The following is a 21,072-nucleotide window of genomic DNA, read 5'->3' as shown; positions in this document are numbered from 1 at the left end:
TCATCACCCAGGACCCCTGGAAGCGAGGTCGGGTCATGTCCGTGTACGACGAACTGACATCGGTCCAGCGCTGCCTCGACGATCTGTACCGGTCGCTCGGGCGGCTGGAACAGCAGATGGGCGGCGGCGGGCTCGACACACGCCGCGTCCGTGTCGACGCCGACCATCTCCGCGACAGCGTGGCACTGCTGCGGGACTCGGCCTCCAACGCCTCGGCCCGGCGGCCCGATCTGGTCACCATCTCCGACACCCCGTACGACGCCGCCCTGTGGACGGACTCGGACGACGAGGGCCTCGGCGCCCGGGACCGGCACGCCCCCTGAAGCGGGAGCGGCGCCGTGCGGAGGGCACCCATGGTGTGCGGGGCGGTACCGGCTCCGGCGATCGCGCTGGTGGCCGGCGCCGGGCAGCACCCGGCCTCCCCCGCCGACCTGGCGCTGCCGCTGGCCGCCGCGGTCGCCGCCGTGGCGGTGGCCGTGTCGACGGCGGTGCGGCGGAGGCTGCGCGCGACGCGGCGCACCACGCCCGGCGGGGGCCTGCCGGGCCTGCCCACCCTCGTGTCCCTGGACGAACTGGACCGGAGGGCCACGCGGTCGCTCGTCGCGACCGACGACTGCGTGCGCACCAGCCGGGAGGAACTCGGACACGCCGAACGGCACTTGGGGCACGAAGCGGTTCAGGCCCAGGCGGCGGCGGTGGAGTCCGCCGCCACGGAGCTCGGCCTGGCCTTCGAGGCGCGGCAGCGGCTCGACGACGGGGAGGGAAAGGCACGGGAACTGCTGGAGGAGATCGTCGCGCGGTGCGAGACGGCGGGTCGGCGGCTGGACGACGAGGCGGCCGGGTTCGATCTGATGCGGGCGCCGGAGCAGACGACGGGGGAGACCCTGGAGCGCACGGAGGCGCGATTCCGGGAGGTGGCGGCGCGGGTGGCGGAGGCGGACGGCACGCTCGCCGGGCTGCGGGAGCGGTTCGCACTCTCCGCGCGGCTGCCGGTGGCGGGCCATGACGAGCAGGCGAAAGACCGGCTGATCTTCGCCATGACCTGTCTCAACCGGTCCCGCCAGGCCATGGACCGGGCGGAGACGGGGAACGCGGTGGTGCTGCTGCGCGCCGCCGAGGCCGCGGTCGACCAGGCGGCTCTGTTCCTGGACGGTATCGCCCGGCTCGCCTCGGACCTGTCCCGCGCCACGGCCGAACTGCCCGCCGCCCTGGACTCCGCCGAGGCCGATCTGGCGGCGGCCCGCGCACTGCTGGGCACCGCGACCGTCCGGGCGGATCTGCGCGGGCGGGTGGCGCACGGGGAGTCGGTGCTGGCGGCGGTGCGGGGCGAGCCGGCCGGAGCCGCCGGTGCGGAGGACGCCCGCGGCACGGGGAGCGCCGGCGCGCGGGACGTCGGGGGGCGGTACGACCCGGTGGGCGCGCTGCGCCGGATCGAGCAGGCGACGGCCGGACTGGACCGGGCCTCGCACCGTGCGCCGGAGGGTTCGCGCGCCCTCGGTCGGCTCCAGCGGGCCCTGGTCGTGGCCCGCAGCACCGTCGGTGCCGCCTCGGACCGGGTGACGACGCGGCGCGGTGCCGTCGGCCGCGAGGCGAGGACCCGGCTCGCGGAGGCGGAGCGCCTGCTGCGCCGGGCGGAGAACACGGACGCCCCGCCCGTCCCTGCGCCGGCCGAGGCCCTCGTCTACGCCTGTGCGGCCGACACCCTCGCCCGGCAGGCCGGACAGCTCGCGGAGCGGGACGTACGGGTGCACGGCACCCCGTACGGGGAGGGCCTGTGGACGGGCGGCGCCGTGCTGGGCGGGATCCTGCTCGACGCCCCCCACCGCCGGGGCGATCGCACCGGGCACCCGGGCGACGGCGGGCCCGCGAGCTACGGAGGACCGGGCACCCGGGGCCGCAGGGACGGCGGCGGGCTGTTCCGGCCGGTGCGGCCGCAGCACCCTCCGGGAACGGCCCCGCCCGGCACCGGCTCTCCGGAGGCCGATCCGCCCGGGACGGGCCCGGCTAGTAGAGGCTCAGCAGGGCCTCCGCCGGGTCCTTGAGGGCGTTCCCGCCGTCCGGCAGCGGGAGTTCGAACCACACCGTCTTGCCGTGCGGGGTGCGGCGGGAGCCCCAGGCCGCGGAGAGCAGGCCGACCAGTTGCAGTCCGCGGCCCCCCTCGTCGGTGTCCCGGGCGCGCCGTCTGCGGGGCTGCACCAGCCCGGAGTCCCACACCTCGCACACCAGCGTCCGGTCGAGCAGCAGCCGTAGTCTGATCTCCCCCTCGCCGTACCGCAGGGCGTTGGTGACCAGCTCGCTGACGAGCAGTTCCGTGGTGTCCACCAGCGGCTCCAGGTCCCAGGCGAGCAGCTGGCCGCGCGCGTACTCCCGGGCCCGCCCCACGCTGCGGGGCTCGCGCGGCAGCGTCCAGTCGCCGACGGACTCGGCGGGCAGCCCCTGGACCCGTGCCATCAGCAGCGCGATGTCGTCCTCGCCGTGGTGGCTGCCGAGGGTGCGCAGGACATGGTCGCAGACGTCCTCGAGGGGACTGCTCGGGTCGGTCAGCGCGCCCACGAACGCCCGCAGTCCCTCGTCCAGCGGATGGTCACGGGACTCGACGAGGCCGTCGGTGTAGAGCGCCAGCAGTGAGCCCTCCGGCAGTTCGACCTCCACCTCCTCGAACGGCTCGCCGCCCACGCCGAGCGGCATTCCGGGCGGCACGTCCAGCATCAGCGCGGGCTCGCCCGGTTCCACCAGCACCGGCGGCAGATGGCCCGCGTTGGCGAAGGTGCAGCGGCGTGTCACCGCGTCGTAGACCGCGTACACACAGGTCGCCAGGTACACCTCGGACAGGTCCGCCTCGCGGGGCCGGCGAGCGGCGCGGGTGGCCTGCTGGACGCCGCCGGGGGCGCCGAGGCCGCGGGCGATCTCGTCCAGCTGTGCGAGGACTTCGGCGGGTTCGAGGTCGAGCTGGGCCAAGGTCCGTACGGCCGTGCGGAGTTCGCCCATGGCCACGGCGGCGCGCAGCCCCCGGCCCATGACGTCGCCGACGACCAGTGCCGTGCGGTGCCCGGGGAGTTCGATGACGTCGAACCAGTCGCCGCCCACCTCGCTGGGCCGTCCGGTGGCCGCGTTGCCCGGCAGATAGCGGCAGGCGATGTCGAGCCCGGAGGCCTCCGGGTCGCCCGGCGGCAGCAGGGACCGTTGCAGGATCAACGCCCGTTCGTGCTCGCGGCGGTAGAGCCGGGCGTTGTCGATACAGACCGCGGCGCGTGCGGCCAGTTCCACGGCGAGCGCCCGGTCGCGTTCCCCGAACGGCTCGCTGCCCTTGGTGCGGGAGAACTTGGCGAGGCCGACCACGGTGTCGTGCGCGACCATCGGGACCGCGAGCGTGGACTGGATCAGGCCGCCGCCCTCTGCGGTGATCAGCCGGGGGCGGCCGCTGCGCAGGGCGGCCGCATTGGGCGAGTTGAAGGAGTAGTGGTGGACGGCGCCGACCGGGACGGGTTCGGGTCCGCCCACGAACGGCGCGTCGGCGACGGCGCTGGCGAACGCGACCCGGCGCAGGTCGGCGCTGCCGTCTGCCAGGCCCTGCGGGGTCTCGTCGCCGGCCAGCAGCCCCTGGTGGAGGTCGACGGAGGCCAGGTCGCAGAAGCCGGGCACCACCACATCGAGGAGTTCGCGCGCGGTGGTCTCCAGATCGAGGGAGTTGCCTATGCGGGCGCCGGCCTCGTTGAGGAGGGCCAGGTTGCGGCGGGCGGCGGCGGCCTCCCGGGCGGCGGCGCGGCGGCCGGTGACATCCGTGGCGAGCCAGGCGATCCCGATGGGCCGGCCGCTTCCGCTGTGCACCCGGTAGAGGTTGACGGACCAGTGCTTGCGTTCCTCGGAGCCCGGGACGAAGCCCGTGACATGCATGTCCGTGACCGGCTCGCCGGTCCTCAGGACGCGGCGCAGCGTCGCGGTGACGCGTTCCGCCTCCGGGGGCTGGAGATAGTCGTGGACGCAGCGGCCGCGGTGGTCGTCGGGCACGCCTCCGAAGGTGGAGGCGAACCGCCGGTTGGCGCGCCGTACCCGCAGCTGGGGGTCTATCAGCAGGAATCCGAAGGGAGATTGACCGAAAATCGCCTGCGAGGCGGCCAGGTCGGTCTCGATGCCACGGAGCGTGTGGATGTCGACGATGAGGCACACCGCGGCCCGTTCGCCGCCCTGGGTCGTGGTGGGCATCACATAGACCTCGGCGAGCCCTTGCGTCCCACGGCTCCCCGGCAGCCGGAAGGGAATGGTCCCGGTCCACTCCCGGCCGTCGAGAATCTCGGCCATCTTGCGCCGGCCCCGCTCGTGCAGCTCGGGGTCGACGAACGCCTCGACGGGGTCCATGCCGACGGCCCGCTCGTGCGGGATGCCGAAGAGCCGCTCGGCCCGCAGACTCCACTGTTCGACGAGCCCGTCGGGGCCGACGGAGAACGAGGCGACCTTGATGTAGTCGTAGAGGGAGCCGGGAGGACTGCTCTGCCAGACGGTGCCGCTCGTGCCATGCGGTGCCAAGGCCATGGCGGAGGAGGCCGCGGCCCCCGGCCTCGCGCCCTCCGACGGGTCCTCGGACTCCGTGGCCTTCGCTGGTATCTCGCTCACGCGAACCGTCCCCTCCAGCTCACCGCGTCCGGCACCGGTCACCGGGGGCGGCTGCCCGCAGTATCCAGCACTACGGTGCCGCACCACACGGTGTTCACGATCACAGCCCGGTTCCGATGGTTTTTGGACCGGCCGGGTCATACTCCCAGTCTTCTAACCAGGTGAGGCACCCTCGAACCAAGGACTTACGTCACCTTCCGTGGCGTGATCCATTCGGTCCGGGGGGCGCGACGGCGCGTGCGCCCCCGCCGGGACCACCTCGTCGACCGCGGACGGCACGCCCGCCGCGGGCCGGCGGTCAGCCGGGGACGGCGAGTTCGAACCAGACCGTCTTGCCGGAGTCGGCCGGCCGGGTGCCCCAGCGGCGCGAGGAGTGCGCGACCAGTTGGAGCCCCCGGCCGTTCTCGTCGTCCACCCGGGCGAGGCGCTCACGGGGCGGATCGGGAAGCGGGTCGGAGACCTCGACGAGCAGCCGGGGCGCGGCGTCGCCCGGGCGCACCAGACGCACCCCGATGGGCCCGGCGGCATGCCGGAGCGAGTTGGTCACCAGCTCGCTGACCAGGAGTGCGGCGACGTCACCGAGTGTCTCGAGCCCCCAGGTGCGCAGTTGTCCCCGGACCACGGCTCGGGCGGTACGGACCGCACCGGGATCTGCGGGGAACGTCCACTCGGCGCTTTCACCTTGGGTGTCGAGCACGCCGATCACTCCCAGGCCCAGAAGCCCCCCATGTCCGGTTTCATGGGGTTACTTGGCACATACCCGATATCGACTGAGCCTTACCGCGCACCGGGGCACACCGTGCCACGAACGGCGTAGGCAGGGCCGGACCCCCGGAGCGTCACAGCTCGCGCACCAGGGCGCCCTCGGGGGTCTCGCCGGGCTCGGCCTTGCCGCCGGCAGAGGCTCTCGATCTCTCCGCTTTTCGGAGACCTGCACACCCGCACCACCCGTGACGGAGCCCGGCACGGCACCCCCGCCATCCTGTCGCCGTCGGGCCGTCCCGACCCCCGGATCAACCTCTTCTTCCGCGAGGGCACCCCAATTCGCCGGCGGCCTTGAGGTCGTCGAAGAGCAGCTGGTCGACCGGTGGCACCAAAGGACGGTCCGCGTACGAGAACCAGGCCATCTCCTCGATCTCACTGCTCACCGCCAAGCTCCCCCGGTAGTCCGCGGTGTAGCAGCTCATACGCACCACAGCACCGCCCGGCAGATCGGGCATATCGGCCTCGTACGTGCCCACATGCAGCGCACTGTCCGGGTCGAGGAGCACGGTCAGCTCCTCCTTGATCTCACGGAGCAGGGTCTCCAGATCGCTCTCCGCGCCCTCCCGCTTGCCACCAGGGATGTAGAAGACGTCCTTTCCCCGGGGCCTGGCGCAGAGAATCCTGCCGTTCTCCACACGCACCCACGCCACCGTGTCGATCAGGACCGTCATCACTCCGCCTTCGCCATCCGGAACCCGCGTCAGGCAGGACCTTAACGAGACCGGCACGCGTCCGCCGGGCCGGTCTCAGCCCTCCAGGGTCGCAATCGCCTCGGCCAGCCACTGTTTCTCCTCGGCACCCGTCGCGCGGGCGATGCGCAGCATGCCCTGCCGGAAGAGATCCGGCGCCTCCTCGGCGCGTACCGGCTCGCCGTCGCGGTAGAAGAAGCTCGCCGGAGTGTCGAGAAAGGCCTGCCGGCGGCGAAGGACTGCGGCCTGCCCTGCCCGGTCGGGGAGGTACCGCAGGAATGCCAGCAGCGTGAAAAAACGCTGCCCATCGGTGATTTCGACTTCCTTGGGGTCCCGGAGCCGGGCCTGCAGGTCAACGCGGCCCGCCTCGGTGAGGGAAAGAATCCGCCGAGGCGCCGCACCGCTTCCCGGCTCGGTGCGCTGCTCGACCAGACCCGCCTTCACCAGCCGGGTGATGGCCGGGTAGAGCGCGCCGTCACTGACGGGGCGAATGTGGCCACTGAGGCCCTGGATGCGGGCCTTCAACTCATACCCGTGCAAGGACTCCTCGAAGAGGAAACCCAGAATCGACAGCTCCAGCATGCGGCCGAACCCCTTCCTGCGCCCGTCCGGACACTTGCCCGTCCCGTTTGGTCATGCTACCTCTTTTCGCTGTACCTCTATTCGAGGTACAGCGAAAAGAGGGGGCGCGCGCATGAGGGCAACAGAGCACCGGCGCAAGCTGGTGTCGCTGGCGTATCCGGTCTACTTCGAACTACTCGCGGGCGTCACAGCCGGAACCATCAACATGGTCTGGGTGGCGAGGCTCGGCGGGGAAGCGGTCGCCGCGGTGGCCGTCGCCACCAACCTGGAGAACCTGCTGCTCGGCGTCATCCTCGTCGCCGGGTCGGGCATGACCGTGCTGGTCGCACGGGCCAGAGGCGCGGAGGATCCGGCAGCGATGCGCTCCGCCGTGCGCGGCGGCTGGACACTGTGGGCGACCGTCACGCCCGTCGTCGCCATAGGCGGGTTCCTGTGTCGCGAGCCGCTCGCCCGACTCGTGCTCGGGGGCGGCGAAGACAGCTCGCTGCCCCTCGCCACCGGCTACTTCTCGATCGCGCTGCCGGGAATCGCGGTGTTCTACGCGACCAACGTCATCGACGGCATCCTCAAAGGCACGGGCGACACCCGTACCCCGATGAGACTCGCCATGCTCGCCAACGGACTGATCCTCGTGCTGGACCCTCTGCTCATCCTCGGGCTCGGGCTCGGGGTCCGTGGAGCCGCGATCGCCACCGTGCTGGGCCGGACGGTTGCGCTTGCCTGCGGATTCATCACGCTGCGCCGCAACGCCGTCCTACGGCAGGCAGCCAGGACGCCCCTGAACCGGACGGGTTCACTCGGTTCCGATGCCCGTGGGGTCGCCGCGACGGGGTTGCCCATGTCAGCCGATTTCGTCGTGCGGATGACGGGTGCACTCGCCCTCGTAGCGATCGTCGCCCGGATCGGTGTCACCGAAGTCGCCGCCTACGGAATCGCGACCAAGGCCATGTACGTCGCGACCATGGCCTTCTACTCGGTACGTCAAGCCGCCGCCAACCGCACCTCCCACCTGCTCGGCACCGGACAGGACGAGCAGCAGGCCATCGGGCGGCAGACGCTGCTTCTCGCCGGGACTCTGGGACTCGCAGCCGCGCTGGCGCTGCTCACCGCCGGGCCCTGGATCATGCGGGCGTTCGGCAGTGAAGGCGCGGTAGCCGAGGCCGGCACGCTCTACCTGCGATGCCTGGGGCCGTACCTGGTCCTGCTCGCCTGTTTCATCGCACTGGGCGGGGTGTTCGAAGGCAGCGGGGGCAGCCCCGCCCTTGCGCGGATCACCACGTGCGGGGTGATGCTACAACTGGCGCTCGCGTACGGCCTGTCGGGGTCAGGGCTGCCCGGCATCTGCGTGGCCATGGCAGCATCCATGGCCCTGCAGTGCGCCGCCGTTGCCAGGATGTACCGGCGCACGGCGCTCCCGACGATCGCCGACCGCGACAGCAGTCGACCGAAAATCTCCGCCGCCACATCCGACGGCTCCGCACCCGACAACCGACTTGCCTGATGAACGCCGGGGAGCTCCCAGCGCCCGGCGAGGTCGGCCGGCGCACTACGGCGCGCGGCCAGCAGGCGGCCGGCGCCCGTCAGGGCGGCCCCGACCACCACGATCGGTTGCGTCATGCGCCGGAGCCTACGGGAGCGCGCGGGGATCACACAGCGGGGGCGATCCCCTCAACTGCTTCCGTTCGACCCGATGCGCTCGACCCAGTAGAGCTGTCGATGACCGCGGTCGCCGAAGCCGTCCACGATCTTCTGGGCCTCGGCGCGGGTCGCGTACCTGCCCACTCGGTAGCGGTTGCCGTTGTCGTCCTGTCTTATGACGAGCCAGGGAAGAGTGACCGTGCTGTCGTTCATCGCGCCCCTCCACTTACCGTCCCCGGCTCTCGCCTCGCCCCGCCCACCAAGGAAACCGCACTGCGCATATGCCCGAGCCTACGCCTAACCTTTACGCAGCGAATACGACTTTTCACAAAGAGGTACGCAACCAGCCATCCCGGGAAGGGCGTGCACCGTCGAACGCGCCGTCCCGTACGCCCCGGCGCACACACAGCCGAGGTCAACGCACGGGAAAACACGGCCGGGAGAAAGGCCGGATCACAACTGCGGGGCGCCTCCGGCCCGTCGGGCACCGGGCGGGAGCAACTCGGGCCGCACCCCGGGGGCTTGCCGGGGCGACCGGGACGGCCTCTCCGCTACCTCACCGGCAGGTGGTACGCCACCCGGTACCGGTCGGCCGGAACCACCACGTCCGCCGTCTCGACCGGCCGGCCCGAGGCGTAGTACGTCCGCTGGACGACCAGCACCACATGGCCGGGGACGCCGCCCAGCGCCAGCAGTTCCTCCGCGAGGCCGGGGCGGGCGCCGACCTCCTCCGTCATGTTGTCCACGACGACGTCGATGGCCGCCATGCGGTCGACGACGCCCATGCCGCCCAGCGGCCCCTCCTCGGGGAGCATCACGGGGGTGCGGCCGGTCACCGCGAGCGGCTCCCAGGAGGTGGAGAGCATCATCGGCTCGCCCGCCTCCCGGAAGACATATCTGGTGCGCATCACCCGGTCGCCCGGCGGGACACCGAGCCGCTCGGCGACGGCACCGCTCGCCTCGACCTGCTCGCTGTGCGATTCCCAGGTGCCCCGCACGGAGGTGTCCGCCTGCTCCTGGCGGAAGGGGGTGGCACCGCTCTGGGGCCGGAATCCGGAGCGGACCACCCGGCGCGGCACCGGCCGCTCCCGGACATAGGTGCCCGAGCCCGAGCGGCCCTCGACGAGCCCCTCGGCCATCAGCACCTTTCGCGCCTCCAGGGCGACCGTGTCCGAGACGCCGTACTCCGCACGGATCCGGGCCTGGGACGGGAGCCGGGTGTGGGGTGGCAGCCGACCATCGACGATCTTCTTGCGGAGATCACCTGCGACACGCAGATACGCCGGCTGCTCACCGAAAGTCACTGGCCGCTCCCATCAGCTTGTACAGACAGCAACAGCGTGACAACCCAGGGTTGTCTTCCGCAAGTGCAGGCCAGAGAATCACCCGAAGTGATGACCTGACGTTTGGGGCGTTCTGCGCAGGCGCTTTCTCCCCGCTGTGGCCGCCGTCACACCTGCTTTCCGTCGCCGGTTCCCTCCGCGCCGTCCCCGTCGGCCTCCGCACCCGGGGACGGAGGGGTGGTGGCCAGACCCAGAGCCTTGCGGGCGGTGACCGCCGCGCGGCCCTCCAGCAGCGCGCTGCCCCGCTCGTAGTGGAGGTGGAAGGCGTCGACGTCGGCCGCCTGCGCGGCCTTGCGCCACTCCTCGCGGGCCCGGTCCAGGGCGTCGGCCTGGCCGGAGACGGGTCGCTCCGCGCCGTCCTGCCAGGTGTGCGCGCGCAGCCGGCCGGTCTGGTCCTTCAGCGCCGTGGCGACCCGCGCCGCCCACTCCTTGTCGCCCTTGAGGTCGTCCTCGAGGTTCTCGGTGTCGGGAGCGGTGTTCAGGGCCCCGTACAGGACGGCATCCGCCCGGAGATAGGCCAGTTGGTCGGCGGTGAGGGAGGAGGCGTCGCGGCGCAGGCTGCCGGTGAGGGTGCCCTTCGCGTCGGTGTTGCCGAACATACAGGTGATCTCGCGGTCGCCGAGCGCCCAACTCTCGCGGGTGGGCGTGAAGTAGTAGACGTCGACGTCGTCGGGGATCGCCCAGGAGTCCATGGCGTAGGTGTACAGCAGCGCGTAGCACCGGTCGTCGGCCTTCTCGGCGACCGCGTCGTCACCGGGGAAACGGCCGTCCGGCAGGAGGACGCCGGCGAAGACCTCGGCCTGGTGCTCCCCGGAGCAGGGCACCTTGTCGACGTCGTAGGCCATGCCCTCGAGGGAGCCGTCCTGGGCGTTGAAGCACTCGCCCTTCTTCACGGAGAAGGGCGCACCGCTGCCGCCCGCCTCCCGCACCCCCTCCTTGAAGCCCTCCCAGGCGTCGTAGGCGCCGCCGCCCAGCAAGCCGATCGCCAGCAGGACGACCCCGAGGGAGGACATCACGATGCCGCCGACGGCGAGTCCTCGGCCGCGCTCACCGCGCCGCTTGATCTGGACGAGCGCGATCACGCCGAGGATCAGCCCGACGGCCGGCAGGAAGCACAGGATGCCGAGCACCAGCGCGGCGATCGCGAGCCCGTTGACCGGCGCCGGGCGGTTGTACGGGGAATACCCCTGTCCCCAGGGCTGATAGGGCGGCCCGTATCCGTAGGGCTGCTGCTGAGGACCCTGCGGGTGGGGTCCCCCGGGCTGCTGGGGCCCAGGGGGCGGGGGTATGGCCACGGGTACCGTGCTCCTCGTCCGGAGTGCGCGAAGAGTGCGCGAACTGATGTACGAGGCGCATGGTATAGGGACGGAGGGGGCGGAGACGGCACATGGGTCGTGCGGGTCAGGGCCGCCTGTTCCGGGCACTGTGCGGCCGGCGTTCCCGCACGTGGCCGGTCGGATCAGCAGGCCCCGCGACAGGTCGGATCAGCGGCCCCGCGGCCGGTGGGGTCGACGGCCTCCGCGGCCGGTCGGGTCAGCGGTCTCCGCGGCCGGTCGGGACCGCCTTGCCGGGGACCCCGGTGACCGTGGGCGGGAAGGCCACGGCGGAGAGACCGTGGTCCGGGCGGCCCGCGGAGCTCATGACGTGGGGGCGGGCCAGGGCGGTGGCGGAACGGACGACCTGGAGAAGCCGGTTGGGCGATCCGGCCCCCGCCCCGGAGACAACCCCGGGGGCCGCGGCGCTCTTGAGGGCGGCGGACACCTGGGTGGGCGTGGCCTTGGGGTGGTCCGCCAGATAGAGGGCCGCCGCGCCGGTCACATGCGGTGTCGCCATCGACGTACCGGACAGGGTGGCCGTCGCCGTGTCACCGGTGGACCAGGTGGACCTGATCAGGGAGCCCGGGGCGAACAGATCGAGCGCGGAACCGTAGTTGGAGTAGCTCGCCCTGGCGTCGGCCGAGGTGGTGGCGCCGACCGTGAGGGCCTGGCTCACCCGGGCGGGAGAGTAACCGGAGGCTTGGGCGCCGTAGTTGCCCGCGGCGACCGCGAAGGTGACGCCGGAGGCGATGGTGTTGCGGACGGCCGTGTCGAGGGCGCTGTCGGCGAGGCCGCCGAGGGACAGATTGGCCACGGACGGACCGCTGTGGTGCCGGGCCACCCAGTCGATGCCCGCGATGACCTTGTCGGTGGTTCCGCTGCCGGAGTCGTCGAGGACGCGCACGGCGACGATCCGTGCCTTCTTGGCGACGCCGTAGCCGGCACCTGCGACCGTGCCCGCGACATGGGTGCCGTGGCCGTTGCCGTCCTGGGCGACGGAGTCGTTGTCGACGGCGTCGTAGCCGTTGACGGCACGGCCGCCGAAGTCGCGGTGGCTGACGCGTACTCCGGTGTCGATGATGTACGCGGTCACCCCCCGCCCCGCGGAGTCGGGACAGGTGTAGCGGCCGTCCAGCTTCCGGCTCTTCTGGTCGATGCGGTCCAGCCCCCAGGAGGGCGGGGCGGTCTGGGTCGCCTCGGCGTGCAGGACGCGGTTCTGGACCACGGAGGCGACGGCGGGGTCGGCGGCGAACCGTTGTGCGTCGGCCGGGGTGGCGCGGATCGCGTATCCGTTGAGCGCCTTGACATAGGTGCGCCCGACGGCGGCGTGGTACTTGGCGGCCAGGGCCCGGCCGCGGGCGGAGTCGGACTGGGGGGACCGCGCCCTGAGGACCACGATGTAGCTGCCGGGCACGGCGTCCGGCTCGTTCAGGTAGCGGATCCGGCCCTCGGCGGCCGGGACCGCGTGCGCGGTGAGAACGGGGGCGAGAACGGCGGCCAGGGCCGCCGCGCCGATCCCGGCCAGCCCTCGCCGGGCCTGACGCATCACTGCCATCCGGGGATCCTCCTCGTGAGGTGTGCGTGCGCGCGGTGTGCGTGCGCGCGGTGTGCGGCGGCGCCCTCGAAGAGGCGTGGACACAACGGGACCGCCACGCGAGGATCCTGACATACCGCCACTTACCGGACAACGACTACCAGCTTGTATGACACTTTTGCCGGACCGTCGACCGTCACTCGGACCGTGCCGGGGGATCGGCTCGTCGGCACCCGGCGGGATCCCGGCGTCGCGGGGCCGGGGGCTATCCCTTGACGACGCCGAGCGGCACCAGGCGGGCGACCGGCCGGGCGAGCCCCGCGCCCTCGGTGGCGCGGACCACCGCGTCGACGTCCTTGTAGGCGCCGGGGGCCTCTTCGGCGAGTCCGCGCCACGAGGACGGGCGGACCAGGACGCCCCGGGACTCCAGGTCGTCGCGCAGCTGCTCGCCGCGGACCCGGCGCAGCGCCTGGTGCCTGCTCCACACCCGTCCCGCGCCATGGGCGGAGGAGGCGAACGCGTCATTGCCCGAGGCGCCGACCATCACATACGAGGCCGTCCCCATCGTGCCGGGGACCAGCACGGGGTGCCCGAAGCGGGCCAGCTCCCCCGGCAGGTCCGGATGGCCGGGCGGAAGGGCCAGCGTGGCACCCTTGCGGTGGACGCACAGCCGGCGCGGGACGCCGTCCACCTCATGGGTCTCGATCTTGGCCATGTTGTGCGAGACGTCGTAGACCAGGTCGAGCCCCGCCCCCGCGGCGACGGCGAAGGCGCGGCGTGCGGCCTCGGTGAGCAGCTGCCGGTTGGCGCGCCCGTAGTTGGCCGCGGCCGCCATCGCCGCGAGATAGGCGCGGCCGGGTACGGAGACGACGGGCGCACAGGCCAACTGGCGGTCCGGGACGGTGATGCCGAAGGCGCGCAGGGACTGGTCCATGATGCGGACGTGATCGCTGCACACCTGGTGGCCCAGGCCGCGCGAGCCGCAGTGAATCATGACGCACACCTGACCGGGGTGCAGGCCGAAGGCGGCCGCGGTCTCGGCGTCGTACACCTGGTCGACGGCCTGTACCTCCAGGAAGTGGTTGCCGGACCCCAGGCTGCCCACCTGCCGCAGCCCCCGTTCCACGGCCCGCTGCCCGACCAGTGAGGGGTCGGCACCGGCCAGCGCCCCGCGGTCCTCGCAGCGTTCCAGGTCGCGGGGTACGCCATGGCCGTGCTCCACCGCGTACCCGGCACCGCCGACCAGGAGCTTCTCCATCTGGGCCCGCCCCGACAGCGTCCACAGCCCGCCCCCGCCCATGCCGCGCGGAACGATGTCACCGAGCATGTCCATCAGCCCGGGCAGCCGGGAGGCCAGGGGCACGCGGTCGATGTCGGCGGCGAGCAGGCGGACACCGCAGGAGATGTCGAAGCCCACGCCGCCCGGCGAGACGACGCCGGCCGCGTCGACATCCGTGGCGGCGACCCCGCCGATCGGGAAGCCGTACCCCCAGTGCACATCGGGCATCGCATAGGAGGCGCGCACGATGCCGGGCAGCGTGGCCACGTTCACCACCTGCTCCAGCGCCTTGTCGCCGACGGTCCCGGGCAGCAGGTCCGGGCTCGCGAAGACCACTCCGGGCACCCGCATCGGGTCACACCGCTCCAGGCGGAACCGGAACGGGCCTTCCGGCACCGGTGTGATGTCCATACGACTCTCAGGGGATCGGTCAGGGGACCGGCTGGAGGAGGAGGTCCCTGATGTCGTGCGGGAGCTGTTCCAGGGCCGACTCCAGCGTTCCGGGCGAGACATGCTGATGCACGGCGGCGGTGACCGCGGCGGTGATCCGGGGGACGTCCTCGGCGGGCACCCTGGCCTCGTGCGCGAAGCGGCTCACATAGCCCTCGCGGTTGTACTTGATCGGCACGGCGCTGGGGTTCCAGCCGTCGTAGTAGGCGCCCCGCATCAACTCGGGGAGCTGGGCGGCGAAGTGGGCGGCCACCTCGATCGTGAGCCGGTCCCGGAACGTGTGCAGCCAGGTCCTCAGCACCCGGTGGGCGAGATGGCGGTCGTCGATCTTCAGAGCCTCGCACACGGATTTCAGCCAGATGTTCGTCGTCTGGATCATGCGGTCGAAGTCGGGCGGGTGGGTGGACATGGGTCTTCCCTTCCGGTCTGCCGACGGGCGTCCCCGCGCCTCATGGAACGCGGTGCCTCGGCGCGGGCGAAGTCCGGCACCGCGAACGACCAGGGAACTCCATGGTATTGCGGGGACCCGCTCCCGGCAGCCGGACCTCGGGCACGTCCGTCGCCCCGGGCACATCGGCGCCCGGGTGCCCCGGCCGTCGAGCGGTCTCAGACGTCGAGCGTCACCGAACAGGTCCAGCCCCGGGCCCCGCCGGTGATGTCCAGCTCGTGCAGGGTGACCGCCTTCGGCACCGCGCCCGTCAGCGGAAACGCGCCGGCGTCGGCCATGTGCAGCCGGACGCGCAGCCCGCCCTCGGCCGGGGCCAGGTCCGCCGTGACCGGAACCTCGCCCTCGGTGTCCAGCCGGTACACGACCTCCTCCAGCAGGCCCACCAGCAGATCCTCGTCGCTGTCGCCCGGTACCAGCACCTCCCGCACCCGGACGCGGGCCGTTTCCCCCAGGTCCAGGAACGACGCGCAGACCCCCCGGACGGCCTGGGCCAGGCACTCCTCGCGGGTGGCGCCCCAGGCCTCGATCCTCAGGTCGGCGGTGTGCGGAACACTGCGGTGCCCACCGCGGCGACCGCCGTGGCCGCCGCCGTGGTGATCGCCACGGTCACCGCCACGGTCACCGCCGTGGTCACCGCCGTGGTGATCGCCGTGGTGATCCATGGGGATCAGAAACGTTCGCCTTCCGTGTGGTGGTGCGGGACGGTGGCGCCCCCGCCGGACCGCACGGCCTCCACGACCTCCTGGTGCAGATGCCGGCTGTCCTCCTCGGAAGGGCAGGGCACCGGGCTTCCGGCGAGGGTGAACCACTGGGAACCGCCGCTGTACTGGATCGCCACATCGGCCTGGTCGCCGTCCCAGGTGGTGTGCACGGTCAAGTCGCCGGTCATGACCCCGGCCTCCGTGGTACGGGCGCCCCCACGCCCGGCGAACACCCCCGTCGTCGTCCATGATGCCCAGAGCATGACCATCAGCCTTTCCTCATGAACTCGGGCGCCTCGCCCGACCACGCCGCGATGCCTGCTACTGCGTATCGTCCGCCTGCCGGAGCGGGACAACAACGCGGAAGGCCGACGGGCCCGCCCCCGAAGTGCCCCCGACCGGCCGACCAGGACAGCAGGGGACGCTCCGGTTGTACATTCCGCGCACCGGAGGCAGGGTGGACGGACGGCCGTACCGCCTGCTCGTCATGCCGGGTCCCGCCGGGACACCGTGGCCGATCGAGCCGGCATCGGGGCGGAGCCGTGTTCCTCCTGCGACCGCCGCCCGCTCGCCGCGCCCGATCTCGCCCCACCCCGCGTCACCGCGCGGCCGTTCACCTCACCCGGCGCGCCGCTCCCCCGCGTCCGCCCTCATCGTCCCGGGAGGGGGCGGGGCCCGGCTGTCTCCTCCCGGGCCGCCGAGGCGATCAACTGGTCGACCAGGGCGATCAGTACGTCCCGGCAGGACGCCCGGTCCCGCGCGTCGCACAGCAGCACCTGGATGTGGTCGGGCAGCGCCAGGGAGTCCCGGATCTCATCCGGGGGATAGGGGTGCCGTCCATGGAAACCGTTGACACCGACCACGAAGGGAATGCCCCGGCTCTCGAAGAAGTCGATGGCGGCGAAGCTGGTCTCCGGCCGGCGGACGTCGATCAGGACCACGGCACCGAGCGCGCCGATGGCCAGGTCGTTCCACATGAACCAGAACCGCTGCTGACCGGGGGTGCCGAAGAGATACAGCACCAGGTCCCGGCTGACCGTGATCCGGCCGAAGTCCAGGGCCACGGTGGTGGCCTGCTTGTCCTCGATGCCGTCGAGGTCGTCGATGTCCAGGCCCGCCGCGGTCAGCGGTTCCTCGGTGCGCAGCGGGGCGATCTCGCTGACCGACCCGACCATGGTGGTCTTGCCGACGCCGAAGCCCCCGGCGATCAGGATCTTCGCCGTGTCGGGGGCCGACGGCGACCGGTCGGTGATGTCAGAGCCGGCCAAGGCCGTCCCTCACTTTCTGCAGAAGGGCCAGGTCCGCGGTGCGGGAGACGGGGGCCGGCCGGTGGACGCTGATCCGTCCGGCCTCCAGCAGATCGCAGAGCATGATCACGACCACGCTCACCGAGAGATCGAGATGGGCGGCGAGCTCGGCCACGGAGGTCGGTTCCGCGCACCACCTGAGGATCCGGAGGTGCTCGGGCTGCGGCCGGGCAGCCCGCTCGGGAGGCGGGTCGACCGCCGTCACCATCGTGATGAGGGTGAAGTCGGCGCGGCTGGGCCGGGTCCGTCCACCGGTCAGCGCGAACGGCCGGACGAGCCGGCCCGCCGCGTCGCCTCCGTTCACCTCACTCGCCGTCGCCGGAGGTGTCGGCACCCGCACGCGGTGGGGCGCTCAGGTGTTCGCCGATCTTCTTCACCAGCATGTTCATCTGGTACGCCACCACGCCGACGTCGGCGCCCGGGCCGGTGAGGACCACAAGATGGGCACCGGGTCCGGCGGAGGTGAGGATCAGATAGGTGTGGGTCAGCTCGATGAGCGCCTGCCGCACCGGGCCGCCGCCGAAGTCCATGCTGACGCCCTTGCTGAGGCTCATCAGGCCGGACGCGGTCGCGGCCAGCCGTTCGGCGTCGTCGCGCGGGAATCCGACGGACTTGCTGACGACCAGTCCGTCCTCGGAGAGCACCACGGCCTGGTTGACCTCGGCGACCCGTTCCACGAGGCCGGTCAGCAGCTGATCGAGCCGGGTGTGGGTGGCGGGGGTGGGGCGTGTCATAGGGGTGTCCTTCATGTGCGGTCGGCGGGCGAGGTCGAGGGGGAATGTCCCCCCTGCTCGAACGCGGTCGAGTCCCTGGAAGTGGCGGATCCGGCGGCGGGAACGCGAACATCCGGGCCGTCCGGTGCGGTGGCCTCCTCCGGGCCGTCGTCCTGTTCCCGGGTCTCATCGTGCCGTGCCCGGCTGGTGCCGCGCTGGAAACCGGCGAGGGAGGAGGCGGCTTGTTCGGCGGTGAAGTCGTCCAGGTGGTCGTCCTCGACGACGGGCACGACGTCTCCTCGTAGTTCGGCGGCCAGGCTGGTCTGCGGCACCCGGCGCGGCAGCGGGGCGAGTCCCGGCTCACGGGTCCGTGGCACCCCGCGTCCGCTGTCGCCGGCGCGGGAGGCGTTCTGCTCCGCGGGCGCCTTCCAGCGCCGGGGCTTGGCGGCAGGCGCGGGGGTCTCCGCGTTCCGTTCGGGGCCGTCCGTCCCGGGCGCGGCCGGCCGGGCCCCCCGGGAGTCGGCGGCCTCCGGCACCACGATCTCGTGCGGAACGAGCACGATCGCGGCGGTCCCACCGTACGGAGAGGAGCGCAGCGTCACGGTGATGCCATGGCGGGTGGCGAGGCGGGCGATCACGAACATGCCGAGCCGCAGATCGTCGCCGAGCGCCACCACATCGAACTGCGGTGCCACCGCCAGCAGGGCGTTGAGCTGGGAGTAGTCCTCCTCGGACATACCGAGGCCACGGTCCTCGACCTCGATGACGAGGCCCTTCGCCACCATCGCCGCCCGCACTCCGACGGGGCTCGGGGCGGCGGAGTACGCGGTCGCGTTGTCGATCAGCTCGGCCAGCAGATGGATCACGTCGGCCACCGCGGGCGGGGCGAGGCGCACCTCCTCCTCCGTATGCACCTCCACCCGCTGGTACTCGGCGACCTCACCGACGGCGCTGCGCAGGATGTCGATCAGCGCGACCGGCTCGGTCCAGCTGCGCCGGGGCTGCCCGCCGCTGATGATGACGAGGTTCTCCTCGTAGCGGCGCAACTGGCTGGCCGTGGAGTCCAGTTCGTACAGGCCCTGGAGGACCTCCGGGTCCTGGTGGCGTCGTTCCAGCGCGTCGAGCTTGCTGAGCTGAAGATTGACCAGATTCTGGCTCTGCCGGGCGATGCCGAGGATCACCTTCTGGAAACCGCGCCGGGTGTCGGCGAGTTCGACCGCGGTGTGCACGGCCGTGCGCTGTGCGGTGTTGAACGCCTGGGCGACCTGGCCGAGTTCGTCGGTGCCGTAGTCCAGCGGCGGTGTCGCGGACTCCACGTCCACCGTCTCGCCCCGCTCCAGCCGGGCCACCACATCGGGCAGCCGTTCCTCGGCCAGGGAGAGGGTGGCGATCCTCAGCCCCCGCAGCCGCAGGGACAGGGAGCGGGTGATCCGCAAGGACATGCCGACGCACAGCACCAGGGCGGCCAGGCCGGCGGCGCTCAGGACGGTGGCCTTGAGCAGCAGCCCGTGCGCGCGATCGGCGCTGAGGTCCAGCAGCTCGGCCGTCTGCTGCTGGATCAGCGCCGAGTACTCGACGGACAGCTTGTCGATCGCGGCGCCCCACCGCTCGCGCGACTCCGGCAGAGTGATCTCCTGTGCGCCGGTGGTCTTGTCCCGGGCCGCGAGCACCCGGTCCTCGACGGTCTCCAGGGTCCTCCACTCCGCCGACCGCAGGATCTGCTCGACCCGGGTCTTCGTGCTGCCCTCCAGCGAGGGGACGATCTGGTCCTCGACCAGCCAGCGCCGGGTGTGGACGAGCTGGGCGAACCGGTTCCACGCCTCCCGGTCCATCGTGCCGGACGACCACGCCAGGGTCAGCCGGGTGTCCTCCTGGGAGACCAGCTCCGCGGCGTGCTCCAGCGCCACCAGCGGGCCGGCCCGTGAGGTGAGGTCGCCGTCGTCGACCTGCGAGAGCTCCTGATAGGCGTGGATCTGGTCGTCGATGATCGCGGTGTACTGGTCCAGGGCCTGCTCACCGGTGATGTCGGTCGGCTTGTCCACCTGGCCCCGGTAGTACTCCAGGCTGCCCACCGAGGCGACGACCGAGTACATGCCGTTCTTGATGCGGGCGGGCGCCTGCCTGATCGCCTCGGCCTGGCCGACCAGCTCGGCCACCGCCTTGTCCGTCGCCCTGCGCTGTGCCTCCAGGGCGGCCCGGGAGCCGTGCGGGGAGGCCAGCCATGCCGCCGACAGCCCGCGTTCCTGTTGCAGGGCGAGCGCCGCGTCGGTGCCCATGGCGCCGGTCGACCGGCTGAGCCCGGTCTGGGAGCGCAGCCGGAGCCCCTCGGAGAACATCTGGGTCGTCGTCACACCCCACATGGCGGAGAGCGTGACGCTGGGGACCAGGGCCAGAAGGATCAGCGAGAGCCGTATGGAACCGAGACGGCGCCGGGGACCTGCCGGTGTCCGTGAAGACATCATCGTCCTAGAGCGATCTACGGGCGGACAGGGACGGGGAGAAGGGGCGCGGGGGTGACGGCGCGTCCGGTACGCGGCCGAAGGGCGCGGGAGATGCCGTCCGCACACACGACCGGGCGGACGGCGAAGTTACGTAAGGTCATGCCACCGACACCCCTGCCCGCCCGCCGTTCAGCGCGTGCCGCCGGCGGCCAGCTTGGCCACCGTGGCGACGTTCGACTTGGTCACGAAGGCGGGGCCGGTGAGCACCGGGGCGACGCCGCCACCACTCACATTGCCGTTGGACTTGTAGAGCCAGAGCGCGTCCACGGCCAGATAGCCCTGCAGATAGGGCTGTTGGTCCACGGCGAACTGCACATGTCCGTCCTGGACCGCCTTGACCAGGTCCTTGTTCAGGTCGAAGGTGGCGACATGCGCCTTGCTGCCCGCCTGGCGCACCGATGTGACCGCGGCCAGCGCGAACTGCGCGCCATTGGTGATCACTTCGTCGATGCCGGAGTCCAGCCGCAGCCGGGTCGCGACCGCTTCGGTCAGGGCGTCCATGTCGGTACCGTCGCCGTAAAATATCTCGGTCTCGCCGTCGAAGGCCTTCTTCACACCGGCGCAGCGTGCCTCCAGCGCGATGTTGCCCCGCTCATGGATGACGCACAGGGCGCGCTTGGCCCGCAGCTCGTCCAGCTTGGCCCCGACGGCCCGGCCCGCGACGCTCTCGTCCTGGCCGAAGTACTGCAGGACGCCCTCGGAACGCCAGGCGTCGATACCGGAGTTGAGCCCGACCACGGGGATGCCCGCCGCCTTGGCGGCCGCGATCGGCCCCTTCATCGCCTCCGGTTTGGCCAGCGTCAGCGCGATGCCGTCCACACCCTCCCGGATGGCGTCCCGCACCAGCTCCGCCTGCCCCGTGCCATCGGGGTCGCTCGCATAGGTCAACGCGATGCCGTCCTTGGCGGCAGCCGCCTCGGCGCCCTTGCGGACCCGTTGCCAGAATTCGTCCCCCTCGGCCCCATGGGTGACCAGGGCGACCTTGAGCCCGGACCTCCGCGCACCGGACTCGGACTGCGAGCCGTCGGAACCGGAACAGCCGGCCACCAGCAGACAGACGGCGACAGCGGCGGTCAGCGCGGTGCCGAGGGCGGATCTGCGGCGTCTGGGCGAACGGGGGGTCTTCATGAGGGTGTGGCACCTCACTGTGCAGCTGAGCAAGTAGCAAGCGGGGGGTGGAAGGGAAGGGACGCCG

At 72.1% G+C, this 21,072-nt stretch carries 20 protein-coding genes and 1 pseudogene; 3 read left to right on the top strand and 18 right to left on the bottom strand.

Annotated features, from left to right (window positions below; all coding sequences use genetic code 11):
- Positions 1–35 precede the first annotated feature (35 nt).
- Together CP978_RS21890 and CP978_RS21885 are read left to right on the top strand one after the other, a co-directional pair.
- On the top strand, positions 36–323 hold the full coding sequence (locus CP978_RS21890) for a hypothetical protein (RefSeq protein ID WP_043443560.1): 288 nt from the start codon (positions 36–38) through the stop codon (positions 321–323).
- Positions 324–338: 15 nt separating this feature from the next.
- Positions 339–2,042 carry a TPM domain-containing protein gene (locus CP978_RS21885; protein WP_150478276.1) on the top strand — a complete coding sequence of 568 codons (1,704 nt, stop codon included), beginning with the start codon at positions 339–341 and terminating at the stop codon, positions 2,040–2,042.
- Here the strand turns inward: CP978_RS21885 and CP978_RS21880 are convergent.
- From CP978_RS21880 to CP978_RS21865, 4 genes are all read right to left on the bottom strand, one after another.
- A complete protein-coding gene (locus tag CP978_RS21880; RefSeq protein WP_043443556.1) occupies positions 2,005–4,611 on the bottom strand; it encodes a SpoIIE family protein phosphatase in 2,607 nt (868 codons plus the stop codon). The genes CP978_RS21885 and CP978_RS21880 overlap by 38 nt on opposite strands.
- 298 nt (positions 4,612–4,909) lie before the next feature.
- A complete protein-coding gene (locus CP978_RS21875) occupies positions 4,910–5,317 on the bottom strand; it encodes an ATP-binding protein (protein WP_043443554.1) in 408 nt (135 codons plus the stop codon).
- 307 nt (positions 5,318–5,624) lie between these two features.
- The gene (locus CP978_RS21870) at positions 5,625–6,047 is read right to left on the bottom strand and encodes an NUDIX hydrolase (RefSeq protein WP_043443552.1); all 423 of its coding nucleotides are present in this window, start codon (positions 6,045–6,047) and stop codon (positions 5,625–5,627) included.
- Positions 6,048–6,122: 75 nt separating this feature from the next.
- Positions 6,123–6,647 (bottom strand): PadR family transcriptional regulator, encoded by a 525-nt coding sequence (locus tag CP978_RS21865; RefSeq protein WP_043443551.1) that lies wholly within the window; start codon positions 6,645–6,647, stop codon positions 6,123–6,125.
- A 112-nt stretch (positions 6,648–6,759) separates the two neighbouring features.
- On the opposite strand from CP978_RS21865, the gene CP978_RS21860 reads away from it, so the two are divergent.
- A complete protein-coding gene (locus CP978_RS21860; RefSeq protein WP_052454233.1) occupies positions 6,760–8,148 on the top strand; it encodes an MATE family efflux transporter in 1,389 nt (462 codons plus the stop codon).
- 5 nt (positions 8,149–8,153) lie between these two features.
- Here CP978_RS21860 and CP978_RS35760 read toward each other — a convergent pair.
- The 14 genes and pseudogenes from CP978_RS35760 to CP978_RS21790 all read right to left on the bottom strand — a co-directional run.
- Positions 8,154–8,264: pseudogene (locus tag CP978_RS35760) on the bottom strand (DNA mismatch repair protein MutT); the annotation flags it as partial.
- A gap of 51 nt (positions 8,265–8,315) precedes the next feature.
- Positions 8,316–8,498 carry a hypothetical protein gene (locus tag CP978_RS21850; protein WP_043443549.1) on the bottom strand — a complete coding sequence of 61 codons (183 nt, stop codon included), beginning with the start codon at positions 8,496–8,498 and terminating at the stop codon, positions 8,316–8,318.
- Positions 8,499–8,836: 338 nt separating this feature from the next.
- Positions 8,837–9,589, bottom strand: a complete 753-nt coding sequence (locus CP978_RS21845; RefSeq protein ID WP_043443547.1) for a GntR family transcriptional regulator — start codon at positions 9,587–9,589, stop codon at positions 8,837–8,839.
- 146 nt (positions 9,590–9,735) lie between these two features.
- On the bottom strand, positions 9,736–10,923 hold the full coding sequence (locus CP978_RS21840; protein ID WP_079162249.1) for a DUF4190 domain-containing protein: 1,188 nt from the start codon (positions 10,921–10,923) through the stop codon (positions 9,736–9,738).
- 238 nt (positions 10,924–11,161) lie between these two features.
- Positions 11,162–12,499, bottom strand: coding sequence for a S8 family peptidase (locus tag CP978_RS21835; RefSeq protein ID WP_063839070.1), 1,338 nt, complete (start codon positions 12,497–12,499; stop codon positions 11,162–11,164).
- Between the two features lie 244 nt (positions 12,500–12,743).
- A complete protein-coding gene (locus tag CP978_RS21830) occupies positions 12,744–14,168 on the bottom strand; it encodes an RtcB family protein (protein ID WP_043443545.1) in 1,425 nt (474 codons plus the stop codon).
- 19 nt (positions 14,169–14,187) lie between these two features.
- Positions 14,188–14,616: a DUF2267 domain-containing protein gene (locus CP978_RS21825; protein ID WP_043443543.1), complete on the bottom strand. Its 429-nt coding sequence runs from the start codon at positions 14,614–14,616 to the stop codon at positions 14,188–14,190.
- A 197-nt stretch (positions 14,617–14,813) separates the two neighbouring features.
- On the bottom strand, positions 14,814–15,317 hold the full coding sequence (locus CP978_RS21820; protein WP_079162248.1) for an archease: 504 nt from the start codon (positions 15,315–15,317) through the stop codon (positions 14,814–14,816).
- Positions 15,318–15,322: 5 nt separating this feature from the next.
- Positions 15,323–15,619, bottom strand: coding sequence for a hypothetical protein (locus CP978_RS21815; protein ID WP_043449203.1), 297 nt, complete (start codon positions 15,617–15,619; stop codon positions 15,323–15,325).
- A gap of 387 nt (positions 15,620–16,006) precedes the next feature.
- A complete protein-coding gene (locus CP978_RS21810) occupies positions 16,007–16,624 on the bottom strand; it encodes a GTP-binding protein (RefSeq protein WP_052454232.1) in 618 nt (205 codons plus the stop codon).
- On the bottom strand, positions 16,611–16,967 hold the full coding sequence (locus CP978_RS21805; protein ID WP_043443541.1) for a DUF742 domain-containing protein: 357 nt from the start codon (positions 16,965–16,967) through the stop codon (positions 16,611–16,613). The genes CP978_RS21810 and CP978_RS21805 overlap by 14 nt, the downstream gene beginning before the upstream one ends.
- A gap of 1 nt (position 16,968) precedes the next feature.
- Positions 16,969–17,397, bottom strand: a complete 429-nt coding sequence (locus CP978_RS21800) for a roadblock/LC7 domain-containing protein (RefSeq protein WP_043443538.1) — start codon at positions 17,395–17,397, stop codon at positions 16,969–16,971.
- Between the two features lie 11 nt (positions 17,398–17,408).
- On the bottom strand, positions 17,409–19,835 hold the full coding sequence (locus CP978_RS21795; protein WP_107070427.1) for a sensor histidine kinase: 2,427 nt from the start codon (positions 19,833–19,835) through the stop codon (positions 17,409–17,411).
- Positions 19,836–20,006: 171 nt separating this feature from the next.
- A complete protein-coding gene (locus CP978_RS21790) occupies positions 20,007–21,005 on the bottom strand; it encodes a substrate-binding domain-containing protein (RefSeq protein ID WP_043443536.1) in 999 nt (332 codons plus the stop codon).
- Between the last annotated feature and the right edge of the window lie 67 nt (positions 21,006–21,072).

The sequence above is a fragment of the Streptomyces nodosus genome, from assembly GCF_008704995.1.
GTDB lineage: Bacteria > Actinomycetota > Actinomycetes > Streptomycetales > Streptomycetaceae > Streptomyces > Streptomyces nodosus.
This window is presented reverse-complemented; position numbering and strand designations above follow the sequence as displayed.

Excerpts from the sequence above, each read along its gene's own strand:
- CP978_RS21850 (WP_043443549.1), bottom strand. The coding sequence starts at position 8,498 with ATGAACGACAGCACGGTCACTCTTCCCTGGCTCGTCATAAGACAGGAC.
- CP978_RS21870 (WP_043443552.1), bottom strand. The coding sequence starts at position 6,047 with ATGACGGTCCTGATCGACACGGTGGCGTGGGTGCGTGTGGAGAACGGC.
- CP978_RS21865 (WP_043443551.1), bottom strand. The coding sequence starts at position 6,647 with ATGCTGGAGCTGTCGATTCTGGGTTTCCTCTTCGAGGAGTCCTTGCAC.
- CP978_RS21790 (WP_043443536.1), bottom strand. The coding sequence starts at position 21,005 with ATGAAGACCCCCCGTTCGCCCAGACGCCGCAGATCCGCCCTCGGCACC.
- CP978_RS21860 (WP_052454233.1), top strand. The coding sequence starts at position 6,760 with ATGAGGGCAACAGAGCACCGGCGCAAGCTGGTGTCGCTGGCGTATCCG.
- CP978_RS21825 (WP_043443543.1), bottom strand. The coding sequence starts at position 14,616 with ATGTCCACCCACCCGCCCGACTTCGACCGCATGATCCAGACGACGAAC.
- CP978_RS21830 (WP_043443545.1), bottom strand. The coding sequence starts at position 14,168 with ATGGACATCACACCGGTGCCGGAAGGCCCGTTCCGGTTCCGCCTGGAG.
- CP978_RS21795 (WP_107070427.1), bottom strand. The coding sequence starts at position 19,835 with ATGTCTTCACGGACACCGGCAGGTCCCCGGCGCCGTCTCGGTTCCATA.
- CP978_RS21815 (WP_043449203.1), bottom strand. The coding sequence starts at position 15,619 with ATGCTCTGGGCATCATGGACGACGACGGGGGTGTTCGCCGGGCGTGGG.
- CP978_RS21890 (WP_043443560.1), top strand. The coding sequence starts at position 36 with ATGTCCGTGTACGACGAACTGACATCGGTCCAGCGCTGCCTCGACGAT.
- CP978_RS21835 (WP_063839070.1), bottom strand. The coding sequence starts at position 12,499 with ATGGCAGTGATGCGTCAGGCCCGGCGAGGGCTGGCCGGGATCGGCGCG.
- CP978_RS21800 (WP_043443538.1), bottom strand. The coding sequence starts at position 17,397 with ATGACACGCCCCACCCCCGCCACCCACACCCGGCTCGATCAGCTGCTG.
- CP978_RS21820 (WP_079162248.1), bottom strand. The coding sequence starts at position 15,317 with ATGGATCACCACGGCGATCACCACGGCGGTGACCACGGCGGTGACCGT.